The sequence below is a fragment of the Undibacterium sp. Xuan67W genome, from assembly GCF_049340165.1.
Taxonomy (GTDB): Bacteria; Pseudomonadota; Gammaproteobacteria; order Burkholderiales; family Burkholderiaceae_D; genus Undibacterium.
In genome coordinates this window covers 77,537-92,596 of sequence record NZ_JBMPPN010000003.1, presented here as the reverse complement: position 1 = coordinate 92,596, position 15,060 = coordinate 77,537, and the positions used below count along the sequence as shown (strand labels likewise).

Genomic DNA, 15,060 nt, shown 5'->3' with positions numbered 1-15,060 from the left:
CACTACATCTGCTGAAATAAGTGTGAGTGATTACGGCTGACTTCGAGCTTTTCAGGATGATTTTTGAGTTGTACTAATTGTCGTCCGCGAAAATCACGGACGACTTCGGTGATCGCATCCACCCGTACCAGGGTAGAGCGGTGGATGCGCCAGAATTCATCGGGATCAAGTTCATCCTCAAGTTCTTTCAGCGTTTTACGGATCAGCACTTCGGTAGTATCGGTTTGCACGCGAGTATATTTTTCATCCGATTGGAAAAACAAAATCTCACGGGTACTGATCATGCGCAAACTACTGCCGACGCTGGCCTGTATCCAGCTCAGGTAGTCGCGCTTGGGCTGTTGATGCTGGCTGAGCTGATTCAGCAACTGCATGATCTGTTCGTTATGCGATGCTGTCTGCGGATTGCTGTAACCACTGGCGTCGTTAACCCTGTTTACATTATTCCTGATGGTACTGGCCTGAGACGACACTGCAATTCTCTGACGTATCCGTTCACAGGTTGTGCGCAGGCGTTCGATATCTACCGGCTTTAACAAATAATCGACCGCACCTTGTTCAAAAGCCTGCACAGCATACTCATCATACGCCGTCACAAAGACAACATGCGCCTGACCAAGCAGTTGGCGCGCTGCTTCAATACCGCTTTGGCTTGGCATGCGGATATCGAGAAAAATAATCTGCGGATGATGGAGTGCGGTGAGCTCGACCGCGGCGATGCCATTTCCCGCCTCGGCAACGATTTGCAATTCTGGCCAGACCTCGTGTAAACGGGCGCGCAACTGCTCACGCATTGGCGGTTCGTCATCAACAATCAGAGCACTAGTCAAGGGATTTATCCTCCTATTTTTAAATACGCTGCGATTAAATCTGGACCGGTGAATACGGCACAGAAATACTGACTTGCGCACCACCATCCAGCGGAGCCTCGATCAGGAGCTGTGCTTCTTGTCCATACAGCACCTTCAAACGTTCACGGATATTACTCAAGCCTATACCGTCACCGGCATGTACGTCAAAACCAACGCCATTATCCTTGACGATCACCTGCAAATGCCTATCGGCCAGACCTGCATGGATATCGATATAGCCACCTTCAGTTTTTGGTTCCAGTCCGTGCTTGATCGAATTCTCAACCAGCGTCTGTAGCATCATCGATGGAAATGCCGCATCGGCCAAATACACGGGGACATCAAAATTCACCGTCAAGCGGTCACGCATACGTGCTTGCATGATGTTCAGATATGCACGGGAAAGGGCGACTTGCTGCCCTAGCCTACCGGTATTTTTTTCCCGCATCTGCGGCATGGCAGAACGCAGATACTGAATCAGATGTGCGTGAATTTGTGATGCCTGCAGAGGATCGGTCTCGATCAGCTGTCCGATTAAAGCCAAAGTGTTAAACAGGAAATGGGGCTCTATCTGTGCCTGCAACGCCGCAATTTGCGCTTCCATTAGACGCCGCTCCAGAGCCTCCACATTAGCCTGGCTCGTAGCTTCTGCGGCTTTTAAATCCGCGCTGCGCTTCCCGCCTGCGAGCACTTTGATGGCGACCGAGATCACCACAAAAAACAAACCCAGCTCAGGCAATCTCAACACTGGTGCAGCGATGATGAAGGCGGTCAGGACGACTACACCCAACGTCTTCCACGACATCACGGCAACCCAGTCGAAGAAGCGCCACCACAAGACAGTCGCCGTCTCAAAAATGTCCAGGACGACCGTCAGGATGCGATTATCTCCGTTACGAGGACTCATTGAACACCTTCCTCCTTGCCAGCCGTGCCTGACTCAGCGGGCCGCGAGAACTCTAAACGTGTTCCGCGTTGACGCGCCTTGCGGGTCGCTAATACGCTGCATAACAGCAGCACTTTGATGACTAAAAACACCATGAACAGGGTTAAGGCCAGAGGCAAGATCGTCAGCAATAAGGCGACCCCGATTGCCAGCGATAACAACTGAGGCATAGGCAACCGATTTGCCCAGCGCAAACCCCGACGTGCCAGAGCGACGAATTCAAACAGCAAGTCACGCAACAAGGCGGTGATGGCCTGTAGCGTAGTGTGCTCCTTGTTTTGCTCCTTGTTTTGCTCCTTGTTTTGCTGACTACTTTGCTCGTTAGCCTGATGATTTTGTTGCTGATTCATGATTCAATTCCTTCGGATAGTGACATTGTTGAGATGGCATTCAACTGCCAATGAGCACACTGTATTTCAAACAAAAACCTCTATCCATCGCCATGCGACCAATGGCAGAGTAGGGGGATTGAGCTGTGATTGCAACAGATAAGCGGTAAAGCATTTGAGACTGTATCCATGCGCAACTACATCCGCGGTATGCAGAAAATCCGCTGACAGATGCTGACATGCCTCGTGTGGCATACAATACGTCTCTCTTCCCCAGCAAACCGCCTGACAACAGGTGATGAGTTTATCGTCTCTATGTCTTTCTCATTATTCTCACTATCATCCTTGTCCGCGTCATTATCCACACCACGTTGCACCGCTCGCTATTGCTCCGCCAGCTTCGCCGCACTATGTTGCGCAGTGCTGCTGTGCGCCTGCTCTCCGAAATTCGATTGGCGGGAAGTGCGCGGTGGCGATGCGCCTTACAGCATACTATTGCCTGCCAAGCCATCGACGTATTCGCGTACCATGCAATTAGAAGGTATAACGCTGACCATGCAAATGACCGGCGCAGACGCAGATGGCGTCAGCTTTGCGATAGGTAGTGCAAAAATTGACGATGCGACTAAAATCCCTGCCGTGCTGGCTGCAATGAAGAGCGGTATGCTCAGCAATATTCACGGCACGATCACCAGCGAAAAAGCCAGCACAACACTGCAAGGAAGCGATATCGAGGCACGCGGCAATCTGCAAAATGGTCAGCCCGTCATACTTGCTGCGAAGTTTGTCACGCGCGGCCCCTGGGTTTATCAGGTGATAGTGATGGGACGTGAAAAAGCGGTGACACGGGATGCCATCGACACCTATATGACCTCGTTCAAAATTAATTAGGCCGCCCGCATTTGAAAACCTTTCCCCTGCAAGGCCGCGCTGCGATCCGTGTTTTTCTGTGTTTTGCTTCCGGCTATCTGCTGTCATACGCCTTGCGTGCGGTCAATGCGGTTATCGCACCGTCCCTGATCGCAGAACTTCATCTCGGTAATGCGGATCTGGGTTTGTTGTCGTCCGCTTACTTCGTAAGTTTTGGCTGCCTGCAACTGCCGCTTGGTATCTGGCTCGATCGATATGGCGCCCGTCGTACCGAATCCACGCTGCTCTTATTCGCGGCACTCGGCGCGGCGATTTTTGCCATGAGCCATAGCTTGCTCGGTCTATGGATAGGTCGCGCCTTGATTGGCGTGGGTGTCTCGGCCTGTCTGATGGCCTCATTTAAAGCCTATCGCCAGTGGTTCGCGCCGCAACAGCAGAGCCAGCTCGCCAGCTGGATGCTGGTTGCGGGCACCTCCGGTGCACTGATCGCTACGGTACCTGTGAATGCGGCGCTGCCTGCCATTGGCTGGCGTGGCGTGTTCTGGATTACCAGCGGCTTGTTATTACTGGTCGCGACCGCGTTGTTTTTTTTGCTGAAAGACGTAGAGCAGTCATTCAGCACATCGGTGACCTCAACTAGCGCAGGCAAAACGGCTGCCGCTGGCGGCTACCGTGAAATTTTTAGCGATCCTTATTTCCGCCGTATGGGCATGCTAGGTTTTGTCGTACAAGGTATTTTCGTCGCGTTTCAGACCTTATGGGCTGGACCGTGGATGATCACGGTGCTGGGCCTTGATAAAAATGCATCGGCACAAGCCTTGTTTATGCTGAACCTGGTGCTGCTACTTGGCTATCTGGCATTGGGCTGGTGGGCACCGCGCAAGATTGCAGCACCCGGCAAAGCCGGCTGGCCAGTACCGGTGGTGGTGAGTATCGGCCTGGCCGGATCGATTGTGACGCAAAGTCTGATCTTGCTGATCCAGGCAGACTGGGCATGGATGCTGTGGCTATTGATGGCATTGTTCTATACCGTATTGACTCTGGTGCAGACACATGTCTGCCTGACGTTTCCGGCAAGTTTGTCGGGACGCGTCAGCACTGCCTATAACTTATTGATGTTTGTCGGTGCTTTTTCAACACAATGGGGTGTTGGCATCGCAATTGATTTGTTTCAAAGCGCGGGCTGGCCAGCCATCAGTGCCATGCGAGCCAGCTTTGGTGTCTGCGTGCTAATTCAGGCGGTAATCTGGCTCCTGTTTGTGACCAGCAAGGCTAAAGCCAGGGATTTTCACTAAAAAACATAAAGAATTTTGCTTCAAAATAAATAACACGATCTGGAAAGTGTTCTGTCCGTTTTTTACAATTTGCTGCATTGCTAAACTTCCTAGTTCGGTTTTTAGGATTATTATTGAAACTAAGGCTGTGGAACTGAGATCCACTTATCTGTACGGCTTAAGCATTGGATGATCCAATCCCGTTTTAGTGACCCATTGAAACAACCCAAAGAGGAGTAGTTCATGTTAATCACTTTCAAATCTAAAGCATCAACCGAAGTCACCATGTATAAGGAACACGCACGCCGTGTTCTGGAAATACTCAACAAAAATGTCGATCAGGGCATTATTACCCCTGCTGAAACAGCCAACGCGATTGCACTGATTGAAGCTGCCGTTGCCGAGAGCAAGGCACATCCGGTATCTGAAGAAGTAAAGCGCGATATCGACGCTCATCACAATGACGACCGTGATGATAACGATCATGAAAAAGTAGAAACCGTGAGCTTCTCGACCCGCGTTTATCCTTTGCTGGAAATGCTGCATGCCGCACACAAAATGCAACGTGAAGTGATGTGGGGCGTCTGAATTCATGACATCGCATATCGATAAAACAGTCGAGTTCAACCTGATCGCCACGGACGGTACGCCTTTATTCGTTCGCGACTGGCCGCTGCCCTTGCAAAACGATAGTACGCCTGTGCATGACGGTATCGTGATCATGCACGGTCTGGGCGAACACTGCGGACGATATGCGCACGTTGCACGATTCTTTAATGCACTCGGTTTAACCGTGCGCACCTATGACCATCGCGGTCATGGCAAATCCGGCGGCGCTCGCGGCGATTGTCCTGACGAGGAAACTTTGTTGCGTGATGCGCGCCTGGTCATCAACGGCTTCAGCAAGCACCTGAGTGCCCCGCCGCTATTATTTGGTCACAGCATGGGCGGTCTGTTTGCCGCACGTTTTGCGACCGAAGGTCTGGCGCCGGTCCGCGCTCTGCTCCTGTCGTCGCCTGCGCTGGCGGTCCCGATGTCAGGTTTTCAGCATGCTCTGCTAAAAGTCGCGAGCGTCCTGATCCCCGGCGTCGGCATCCCGAATGGCTTAAAAACCCAATATCTCTCACATGATGCCGAAGTCATCAAAGCCTATGAAGACGATCCGCTGGTCCATGGCAAAATCAGCGCCCGCCTGCTTAATAGCATGCTGTCTGCCATGGAGTATGCGCATGATCACGCAACACATTTAAAAATCCCGGTTCTGATGCAGGTGGCCGCCGACGATCATCTGGTTGATCCGGAAGGCAGTCAGCGCTTTTTTGCACGACTGCCACAGGACACTGCTCAGGCGTTTTTCTATGAAGGTTTTTATCATGAAATCTTTAATGAACTGGAAGCGACCAAGGTCTTTGATGACTTACGTACCTGGCTTGAGCAACAGCATTTCACCCCGACACATCAAGACCTGACGAGCTGACGGCCGGATCTTGCCGGGCTTGATGTCCATACTGGCTGGTGACGCTAACGCGAACTCGAACTTTTTACCTTTTTCTGGAGTCTCATGATGTCTAGTTTCGGCATTGTCAATTTTGGTTTATTTTGTCTGGCAGTCATGCTGCTAAATGCAACACCCGGCCCCGACACCGCATACATCATTGGCCGCAGCGTCGCTCAAGGCCGTGCTGCCGGCCTGGTGTCCGCGCTGGGCATCTCGGTCGGCTGTTTATTCCATTCGGTTGCGTCGGCATTTGGTCTGACTGCCTTGCTCGCTACGTCAGCGACCGCTTTTGGCATCATCAAACTCGCAGGCGGCGCTTATCTGGTCTATCTCGGTATTCGGATGATGCTGGCTAAACCCGCTCACCCGACCGATGCGCCGGTGCCACAAGATATTCGCCCTTTGCAAAAAATCTTCTGGCAGGCGGTGGTGACGAACATCCTGAATCCTAAAGTCGTCCTGTTTTTTCTCTCGTTCTTCCCGCAGTTTGTCCAGGTCGATTCGGATCACAAAACTACGGCATTTTTGATCCTGGGCACAACCTTTGTCCTGATGAGCACTGCCTGGAATAGTGGAACAGCCTTTTTGGCTGGTACACTAGCGCGCCGCGCGGGTCGCAATCCGCAGATTAAGGTCTGGCTGGAGCGCACCGTAGGCGCTGCCTTTGTGGCATTAGGACTCAAACTGGCTTTAACTAAGAATTAATATGCTTCCTCCCCCAAGAAAAACGATTACCCGCCCTGCTGGCAAAACGGCAAAGACAACGACGACAAGGACAGCTAGCAGCAAAACCGCAGCTGCAAAAGCCGTTGTCAGCCGCCCGCCCCCGGTTCAGGAGACCTTACAGAGGGAGGTCGCATCAGAGCCGGGCGTGACTTATCTTGAAATCAAATCAGACTCTCTGGCATTTAGTCTGGTCGGTGCAGCGCAGGCAGTCGCCTATGTCCTGGAGGGAACCGCTTTGCCGCAAGCGCTGGCAAAAGTCTTTACCCAGACCAAAGCCATACCGCAAATACGCGGTGCAATTCAGGATATTTCGTATCGCACCATGCGTCAGGTCGGTCGGGTAGACGCCTTGCTGACCGCCATGACCACCAAAGCGCCTGAACCTGCCCTGTTATATGGTTTGCTTTGCTGCGCGCTGACCCTGCTGGTCAAAAGCGATGCCAACGACGAGCCGGAATTGCCTTATGAAGCCTTCGTCGTCGTCGATCAGGCAGTGAATGCCGCCGCATCAAGTCCACAGATGGCGCATGCCAAAGGCATGGTCAATGCGATTTTGCGGCGCTTTTTACGTGAGCAAGACAGCCTTTTACCGAGCGTCATGAAGCAGCCAGCCGCACTCTGGAACTATCCGCAATGGTGGGTCGATCAGTGCAAAGCAGCGTATCCGACGCAATGGCAAGACATCCTGCGCACGGGCAATCAGGCACCACCACTGACCTTGCGAGTCAATCAGCGTTTGAGTACAACCGACGCATATCTGGCGACGCTACAAAGCCAGCAAATAGATGCCACGCAAGTAGGCACTCACGCCATACGTCTGGCGAAGCCTGTACCGGTTACACAGATTCCCGGTTTTGAACAAGGCGTAGTATCAGTTCAGGACGCCGCGGCGCAACTGGCTGCCGGTTTATTGGATTTACAAGATGGCATGCGGGTACTCGATGCCTGTGCCGCGCCTGGAGGCAAGACCTGCCATATGCTTGAAACTGCGAACGTGCATGTGCTGGCGCTGGATTCTGATCCGCAACGGCTGACGCGTATCCGTGAAAATTTATTCCGGCTGAAACTGTCTGCCGATATTAAAACCGGTGACGCTAGCCGCAGCGGCTGGTGGGATGGCCAGGCGTTTGACCGGATTCTGGCCGACGTGCCTTGTACCGCATCCGGTATCGTACGTCGTCACCCGGATATTCGCTGGCTGCGCCGCAAGGCCGATGCGGTTCAGCTATCGGTATTGTCGGCACGGATTCTCGATAATCTCTGGACGATGCTTAAACCCGGGGGCAAGCTGCTGTTAGTCACCTGCTCCATCTGGCCCATGGAGTCAGAATTGCAAGCTGCTGCGTTTGCGCAACGTCATCATGCGATCCGTCTGGATGCGCCGGACCAATTGTTACCAACAGCATTGCCAGCAGCGTCGGATGGTAACAACGATCATGACGGTTTGTTCTATGCTTTGTTCCAAAAACCGGCCGTCTGATTCAAGTTCATGCGATTTCAAAGGACTTTCAAGCTATGATGCAGCAAATAGCATCTTTCGCCCCTAGACAACCATGATCCTCGCTCCGCCTTTTCATACTCTTATGATCAGACGCTTTTGCTATCCGCTACGGCATGCGTTGCTGATGGCCTGGTTCATCTTGCTGAGTTTGCTTATTTTTCCGGTTGCGAATGCCGCCGAGGCCGAAGTGACCTCCGCCAGACTGGAAAGCAGCGAAGAAGGCTACCGGATCGCCACTAGCTTCGCATTTGAGCTGGGCCATGGGCTGGAAGATGCCATTACCCGCGGCATCCCTATGGTCTTCACGACCGAAGTCGAACTCAGCCGGCCACGCTGGTACTGGTTTGACGAAAAAACCATACGCTCATCACAAACTGTCAAAATCGCCTACAACCTCTGGACTCGCCAATATACGGCGGCGATCAATGGTAGTCTGCAACAAAATTTTAATTCTCTCGATGAGGCGCTGGCTCTGGTCTTGCGCCCGCGGCGCTGGCTAGTTGCCGAACGCGGCGTCCTGACCAACGGTGCGGTATATAACGTGGCGGTGCGTCTGCGGCTTGACCTGAATCAGCTCCCCAAGCCTTTTTTAATTAACGCTCTGAATAACAGTGACTGGCGTCTGTCCTCTGACTGGAAAAGATTTACCTTCAAGGCAGAGGATAAGTGACTCGTTTTCTCCGGTACGCCCTGATTATTGGCGGTGCTCTGATGAGCATCTTGCTATTCTTCCTGACCACTGCATCAGAAAATTCTGCCAGCTTTGAGCATTTTTACGGCTGGCTGCTGGGTGCCAACGCCGTAGTCGCAGGTGCGCTGCTGTTATTGGTATTGACCCTGTTATGGCGCTTGTTCAGCCGCTACCGTACCAGAGAGTTCGGCTCGCGCCTGATGACCCGGCTGGTATTGTTATTTGCTATGGTCGGCATCTTACCTGGCGCCGTCATCTACGTGGTCTCGGTGCAGTTTGTGTCACGCTCAATTGAATCCTGGTTCGATGTCAAAGTCGAATCCGCACTGGAATCCGGCCTGACTCTGGGTCACAGCGCGCTCGAATTTTCGCTGTCCGACCTGCAATCCAAAGCGCAGAACATGGCTAGTCAACTAGCTGAACCCTCAGAAACCTCACTATCAATCAAACTCGGGCGCCTGCGCGAACAAATGGAGGTGCAAGAAGCAACCATCGTCAACGGCAAAGGACGCCTGGTTGCAACCGCGACCGGCAATATGGGTAGCCTGGTACCAGAACTCCCCACACCAGCCATGATACGGCAGGCGCGCGTGTCGCGAGCTTATGCAGCAACCGAAGGAAATACCGAACCTAGTCTGCAAACCGATGATGCCGCCGCCAAAGCAGGTGCCAGCCGGCCCGTGCTGGCTGCGGAGCCGCGTAACATCCTGCGCTCACGGGTAGTCGTTGCGCTACAAACCTCTAGCGGCGGCCTGTCGTTACAGAATGAGCCTGTTTATCTGCAATTGATCCATCCTGTGCCAGCCTCACTGGCGACCCACGCGGAAGCCTTGCGCAGTGCCTGGGGTGAGTATCAGGTGCGATCATTAGGCCGCGGCAGCTTGAAGACAATGTATATCTTCACACTGACACTGACGTTATTGCTGGCGATTTTCGCCGCAATCACCAGTGCGTTTCTGATCTCAGGTGAACTCGCCCGCCCATTACTGCTCCTTGCAGAAGGTACCAAAGCCGTCGCCGAGGGCAACCTTTCACCGCGCCCTATCATTACCACCTCGGATGAATTAGGTAGCCTGACACAATCCTTCAACACGATGACGCGCCAGTTGTTCGATGCCCGCGCTGCTGTCGAAAAAAATCGCAATGAACTTGAAAACGCCAAAGCGTATCTGGAATCAGTTCTCGCGAACATGTCAGCAGGCGTGATGGTGCTGGATCAACATTCGCATCTGGTGACCTGCAATGAATCTGTCGAACGTATCCTGCAACGTAGTCTAGAGCAAGAAATAGGCAAACCTATCGCCGAGATCGAAGGCATGAGTGCTTTCGCGGCAGCAGTTGATAAAGCCTTCTCGGAACAACATGCACAATCCGCGGCAGGAGGCGAAGACCAGAACGCACAGCACTGGCAACAGCAAATCGAAATTCCGCGCCTGCAAACCAATATGACCGAGAACACCGCGCCCAACAATACCGAAGAGCAAGGCATCACGCTGCTGGCACGCGGCTCACATTTGCCGGTCGCCTCAGGTAATGGCTACGTTGTGGTATTTGATGACATCAGCAGCATCATTTCCGCGCAGCGTTCGATTGCGTGGGGAGAAGTCGCACGCCGCCTCGCTCACGAAATTAAAAATCCGCTGACGCCGATCCAGTTGTCCGCCGAACGCCTGCAAATGAAGTTGCGTGACAAACTCGGTGAAACTGATGTCGCTATCCTGAATAAAAGCACCAGCACTATCGTCAATCAGGTTACCTCCATGAAGCGCATGGTGGACGATTTCCGCGACTATGCCAAAACCCCACCAGCGGTATTGACGCCGCTGAATCTCTCCGGTCTGATCGATGAAGTCTTGCATCTGTATATCGCCGGTGACGGTCGTGATGCGATCAAACTCAGACTCGCAAGCGACCTGCCCGCCGTTATGGGTGATGCAACACAGTTACGTCAGGTCATTCATAATTTGCTACAAAATGCGCAAGATGCCGTCGCTGATAACGCCAAACCTGATGTGCCGCCACAAATTGATGTCGTCACAGAAGTTGTACGTTATACCAGTGCCGACAAGGGCGAGCGGGCGGCGGTCCGGCTGTCGATTGTCGATAACGGACCAGGATTTTCCAGCAAAATTCTGGCGCGGGCGTTTGAACCCTATGCAACTTCCAAACCGCGCGGCACAGGTTTAGGACTGGCAATGGTCAAAAAAATCATTGATGAACACGGCGGTAGAATTGATATTCAAAATCGTAGCGATACAAACGGTGCAAAAATATCGATTTTGCTGTTAAAGTTAGCACCGGATTCAAATGTCACTTAATTTGGATCTAACTGTTGCCATGTTTGATGGAACCCGGCAGAGGAACACAACATGGTAATGGCAAGAATTTAATAGGGTAGATTTATGGCAAACATATTGGTCGTTGATGACGAAATGGGTATCCGGGAATTGCTCTCGGAGATTTTGGGCGATGAGGGACACGTCGTACAACTGGCAGAAAATGCACAACAGGCGCGCGAAGCCAGAGCGGCAGCACGCCCGGATCTGGTCTTGCTCGATATCTGGATGCCGGACACGGATGGCGTGACCTTGCTTAAAGAATGGCAACGTGATGGCATGCTAACCATGCCGGTCATCATGATGTCAGGTCATGCTACGATCGATACGGCAGTTGAGGCAACTCGCATCGGTGCGCTGAACTTCCTGGAAAAACCGATCGCCCTGCAAAAACTGCTGAAAGCGGTTCAACAAGGCCTGACCAGAACGCCCGAAGTCACCCGTCCCGCTCCGCCGGCACTGCGTGTGATTACTGGCGAGTCCCTCGGAAACGCACAGGGCAATATCAGCAGCAACTTCCCTGCCAGCGTCAGCAATTTTGAATCGCGTAATTTCGTCGCGCCACAAAACCCCGCACCGGTAGTTAATAATCAATTCGCGAATCTGTCATTTGATCTGCCCTTGAGAGAAGCACGCGATGCGTTTGAGCGTATTTACTTTGAATACCATCTGAACCGTGAAGGTGGCAGCATGACACGCGTGGCAGAAAAAACTGGCCTGGAACGCACTCACCTGTATCGCAAGCTCAAACAGCTCGGCGTCGAGTCCGTGAAATACGCCAAGCGCGGAGAATAAATCCTGCCTCTACCCTTGCCGCCACCTTCTTCAGTCAACTCAGTAACGTCAGTTACCTCGGTTACCTCAGTTACTTTAGTCAGTGGCGGCAATTATCAGCAAAGAGAAGCCTTAATTGTGGATCTGATCGCGGATCTGACCGTACCTTCGGTCAAGAACCTCATCGAAACTCCAGTAACAGGCACAGAACTCCACGCTCCCGGACATCGCATTGCCATCATTCTTGAAGGCTTACCAGGCGGTGACTCCGTACTCAGCAAGTCCACCACACTACTGCTTCAGCGTATTGCGCCAGGCTGCATGTGCTGCATCGGCAATCTGGCCATGCGTGTCACTCTGAATCGCCTGCTGCGCCAGCGACCAGCTCAGCTATTCATTGGCATTGCCATTACTGAGCATATCGACAAGATCCGTACATTTTTATCACAGGCGCCGTATCTCGATTTGCTTCGCCTCAATCCGGATCAGCAGATTCTGTAAAATACGATTAAAGCTATGCCCACATAACGCCGTAACCAACGATAAGAGAGCCTTACTGCCTCTCTGACCGTACGATTACAGGACGATAACAGGACGATAATCGTCGTCAGCGCCGATACAGTACACAATACGCAGACTTGAAATACCGCCAGTTCAGCACCATGTCCTTAACAAGAGAAATCAACGATTTCGTTTTTTGAAAGGATGCACAATGAACCTCATCTATAACAGCGAGCAATATAGCGTCGTGGAATATGGCGCGGACACCGACCATGAGGCTCTGCGCTTTGGTGGCTATGAGATCACCGATAAATCCGTGCATAAAGAATTATTCATCGGCGGTCCGCAAGTTATTAATTTCCGCAAAGACGTGCACGAGCTGATCGCTACTGAACCCAGCATCGAAGAAATTGATGAATTTCTTGCCCAGTTCGACGATTACATGGGGCAGCGCGTCTGGTCGCACTAAGCACGATTGACTAAGACGGCATCGTATTCTCAGGTTCGCTAACATCAGCTCAGGCAATACGCGACATCACTTCCTATTAATGACGATCTGAGTAAACGGTGTTATCTTGATAAAACACCATTCGGCTCTATCGTCATGCCCACTATTTCTCCTCAAGACTGTCTTACCGGACTACAAGCTTTGCCTGCCTCACGGCAAGCGGTGCTGGTCACGATTATCAGGTCGCACGGCTCTACACCGCGAGGCGAGGGTACCCGCATGCTGGTCAATGCAACTAGCCAATACGGCACTATCGGCGGTGGTCATCTTGAATGGAAAGCCCTGGCCATTGCACGCTTATGGCTGAAAGAAGCGCCGGGACAAACGACTTCGCCACGTTATGAGCGACTGGCACTCGGCCCTAGTCTGGGTCAGTGCTGCGGTGGCGCGCTGGAATTACAATTTGACCGGCTGGATCAATGGAGTGATGCCGAATTTGACCGCCATCTTCAAAACTACCGGCAGCAGCAAGCGGCAGTACCGCAACTCTATCTGTTCGGTGCCGGTCATGTCGGTGCCGCGCTGGTCAAGGTTTTATCCGCTACGCCATGTCAGATTCACTGGGTCGATGAACGCGATCATTTATTTCCTACGGATACCTCGGTCAATGTGATCTGCGAAGCAACTGACACACCCGAAGCGGTGATTGACCAAGCGCCTCCCCGCAGTTATTTTTTGGTCATGACACATCATCATGGTCTGGATCTGCGCCTCAGTGAACAAATCTTGCGCCGTCAGGACGTCGCCTGGTTCGGCCTGATCGGTTCAAAAACCAAACGTGCGAGTTTTGAGCATCGGCTGCGTGAGCGGGGATTCAGTGCCATGACTTTAGAAAATATGGTGTGCCCTGTCGGCATACCCGGCATCACCGGCAAAGAACCCGGCGTGATTGCCGTCGCAGTGGCGGCACAATTATTACAACGATGGTCCGATGATGCCACCGACAATACCGATGCTAGGGTACTGAATTGCAGACTCAGCAGCAACAATAGCATTCCAACCTTCACAATATAATCAGCGAAGAGCGACTCAATGACTAGCAACTTACATGATTTCATTCGCGGCTTGCCAAAAGCCGAACTCCATTTGCACATTGAAGGCTCACTCGAACCTGAATTAATGTTCGCACTAGCGCAACGCAATGCGGTCCAATTGGCGTATACGTCGGTCGAAGAAGTACGCGCTGCTTATAACTTCAGCGATCTGCAATCGTTTTTAGATTTGTATTATGCCGGGGCGGCTGTATTACAAACCGAGCAGGATTTTTACGACCTGACCATGGCGTATATTGAGCGTGCCCGGGCAGACAATGTGCGTCATGTTGAATTATTCTTCGACCCGCAAACCCATACGGCACGTGGTATCAGCACAGCAATCGTATTTGCAGGAATCGCCCGTGCTTTGCGCGAAGCGAAAGCCGCCCATGATTTTTCTGGCAGTATGATCCTGTGCTTCCTGCGTCATTTGAGTGAGGAAGACGCTTTCGCGACACTGGCAGCTGCATTGCCTTTACGCAGCCAGTACGCGGATCTGTGGAACGGCATAGGACTCGATTCCGCCGAAGTCGGCAATCCTCCTGAGAAGTTCGCCGCCGTCTTTGCCCAATGTCGCGAACTCGGCTTCCGGCTAGTTGCGCATGCCGGTGAGGAAGGACCTCCAGCCTATATTCACAGCGCGCTGGACGTACTGCAAGTCGAGCGCATCGATCATGGCGTCCGCGCTGAAGAAGATGCGGCACTGATGCACAAACTTGTGCAAACCCAGATGCCGCTGACGGTTTGCCCGCTATCGAATCTGAAGCTGTGCGTCGTCAGCGATTTACAGCAACACAATCTGGCGCGCATGCTGCGTGCGGGTTTGTGCGTGACGATTAATTCTGATGATCCGGCATATTTCGGCGGCTATATGACGACGAATTTCATCGCAACCGCCGATGCACTAGCCTTGACGCGTGAAGAATTAATCCAACTTGCCAAGAACAGTTTCTGCGCCTCGTTTGCCTCGCCGGAACAAAAACAGCAATGGCTCAATGAGCTGGATCGCTACGTCCAGAATCATTAAGCGATGCAGATGGCTTTTTGTCACTGCGGGGCTGAGTTGCTAAGTTACAGTCCGCTGGCGGTTTCCCTGATTGTCAGCGCTTCAACATCACGCCACAGAACGATCTCGTGATAAGGCTGTGGCAAAAATCTCAGAGACAGCAATGGCATGAATCGATTCGCAGCGATCTGATTATTTTTAAAAAAACCAGACAA

16 protein-coding genes are annotated in these 15,060 nt (G+C 52.4%); 13 read left to right on the top strand and 3 right to left on the bottom strand.

Going from position 1 to position 15,060, the window contains the following annotated elements:
- Nucleotides 1-2: 2 nt before the first annotated feature.
- The 3 genes from ACO0LE_RS03595 to ACO0LE_RS03585 form a co-directional block, all read right to left on the bottom strand.
- A complete protein-coding gene (locus ACO0LE_RS03595) occupies nt 3-794 on the bottom strand; it encodes a LytR/AlgR family response regulator transcription factor (protein WP_422959219.1) in 792 nt (263 codons plus the stop codon).
- 70 nt (nt 795-864) lie between these two features.
- Entirely contained in the window at nt 865-1,758 is an 894-nt protein-coding gene (locus tag ACO0LE_RS03590; RefSeq protein ID WP_422959043.1) for a sensor histidine kinase, read from the bottom strand.
- Nucleotides 1,755-2,147: a hypothetical protein gene (locus ACO0LE_RS03585; protein ID WP_422959042.1), complete on the bottom strand. Its 393-nt coding sequence runs from the start codon at nt 2,145-2,147 to the stop codon at nt 1,755-1,757. Before ACO0LE_RS03585 ends, ACO0LE_RS03590 begins: the two co-directional genes overlap by 4 nt.
- Before the next feature lie 324 nt (nt 2,148-2,471).
- On the opposite strand from ACO0LE_RS03585, the gene ACO0LE_RS03580 reads away from it, so the two are divergent.
- The 13 genes from ACO0LE_RS03580 to ACO0LE_RS03520 all read left to right on the top strand — a co-directional run bounded on the left by ACO0LE_RS03580 (nt 2,472) and on the right by ACO0LE_RS03520 (nt 14,866).
- Nucleotides 2,472-3,017, top strand: a complete 546-nt coding sequence (locus tag ACO0LE_RS03580; RefSeq protein WP_422959041.1) for a hypothetical protein — start codon at nt 2,472-2,474, stop codon at nt 3,015-3,017.
- Between the two features lie 11 nt (nt 3,018-3,028).
- The gene (locus ACO0LE_RS03575; RefSeq protein WP_422959040.1) at nt 3,029-4,291 is read left to right on the top strand and encodes an MFS transporter; all 1,263 of its coding nucleotides are present in this window, start codon (nt 3,029-3,031) and stop codon (nt 4,289-4,291) included.
- Nucleotides 4,292-4,513: 222 nt separating this feature from the next.
- Nucleotides 4,514-4,858, top strand: coding sequence for a DUF1840 domain-containing protein (locus ACO0LE_RS03570; protein WP_422959039.1), 345 nt, complete (start codon nt 4,514-4,516; stop codon nt 4,856-4,858).
- Nucleotides 4,859-4,862: 4 nt separating this feature from the next.
- The gene (locus ACO0LE_RS03565) at nt 4,863-5,747 is read left to right on the top strand and encodes a lysophospholipase (RefSeq protein ID WP_422959038.1); all 885 of its coding nucleotides are present in this window, start codon (nt 4,863-4,865) and stop codon (nt 5,745-5,747) included.
- Nucleotides 5,748-5,834: 87 nt separating this feature from the next.
- The gene (locus ACO0LE_RS03560) at nt 5,835-6,473 is read left to right on the top strand and encodes a LysE family translocator (RefSeq protein WP_422959037.1); all 639 of its coding nucleotides are present in this window, start codon (nt 5,835-5,837) and stop codon (nt 6,471-6,473) included.
- Between the two features lies 1 nt (nt 6,474).
- Nucleotides 6,475-7,974 (top strand): 16S rRNA (cytosine(967)-C(5))-methyltransferase RsmB, encoded by a 1,500-nt coding sequence (gene rsmB, locus ACO0LE_RS03555; RefSeq protein WP_422959036.1) that lies wholly within the window; start codon nt 6,475-6,477, stop codon nt 7,972-7,974.
- 145 nt (nt 7,975-8,119) lie between these two features.
- Nucleotides 8,120-8,665, top strand: coding sequence for a DUF4390 domain-containing protein (locus ACO0LE_RS03550; protein WP_422959035.1), 546 nt, complete (start codon nt 8,120-8,122; stop codon nt 8,663-8,665).
- Nucleotides 8,662-11,004 (top strand): sensor histidine kinase, encoded by a 2,343-nt coding sequence (locus tag ACO0LE_RS03545; protein WP_422959034.1) that lies wholly within the window; start codon nt 8,662-8,664, stop codon nt 11,002-11,004. The genes ACO0LE_RS03550 and ACO0LE_RS03545 overlap by 4 nt, the downstream gene beginning before the upstream one ends.
- A gap of 84 nt (nt 11,005-11,088) precedes the next feature.
- Complete coding sequence (locus tag ACO0LE_RS03540; RefSeq protein ID WP_422959033.1) at nt 11,089-11,817, top strand: response regulator; 729 nt, start codon at nt 11,089-11,091, stop codon at nt 11,815-11,817.
- Nucleotides 11,818-11,832: 15 nt separating this feature from the next.
- A complete protein-coding gene (locus tag ACO0LE_RS03535) occupies nt 11,833-12,297 on the top strand; it encodes a GTPase (RefSeq protein WP_422959032.1) in 465 nt (154 codons plus the stop codon).
- A 211-nt stretch (nt 12,298-12,508) separates the two neighbouring features.
- Nucleotides 12,509-12,766 (top strand): BTH_I0359 family protein, encoded by a 258-nt coding sequence (locus tag ACO0LE_RS03530; protein ID WP_422955023.1) that lies wholly within the window; start codon nt 12,509-12,511, stop codon nt 12,764-12,766.
- Between the two features lie 135 nt (nt 12,767-12,901).
- Nucleotides 12,902-13,819: a xanthine dehydrogenase accessory protein XdhC gene (gene xdhC / locus ACO0LE_RS03525; RefSeq protein WP_422959031.1), complete on the top strand. Its 918-nt coding sequence runs from the start codon at nt 12,902-12,904 to the stop codon at nt 13,817-13,819.
- 18 nt (nt 13,820-13,837) lie between these two features.
- Nucleotides 13,838-14,866 (top strand): adenosine deaminase, encoded by a 1,029-nt coding sequence (locus ACO0LE_RS03520; RefSeq protein ID WP_422959030.1) that lies wholly within the window; start codon nt 13,838-13,840, stop codon nt 14,864-14,866.
- Nucleotides 14,867-15,060: the final 194 nt, after the last annotated feature.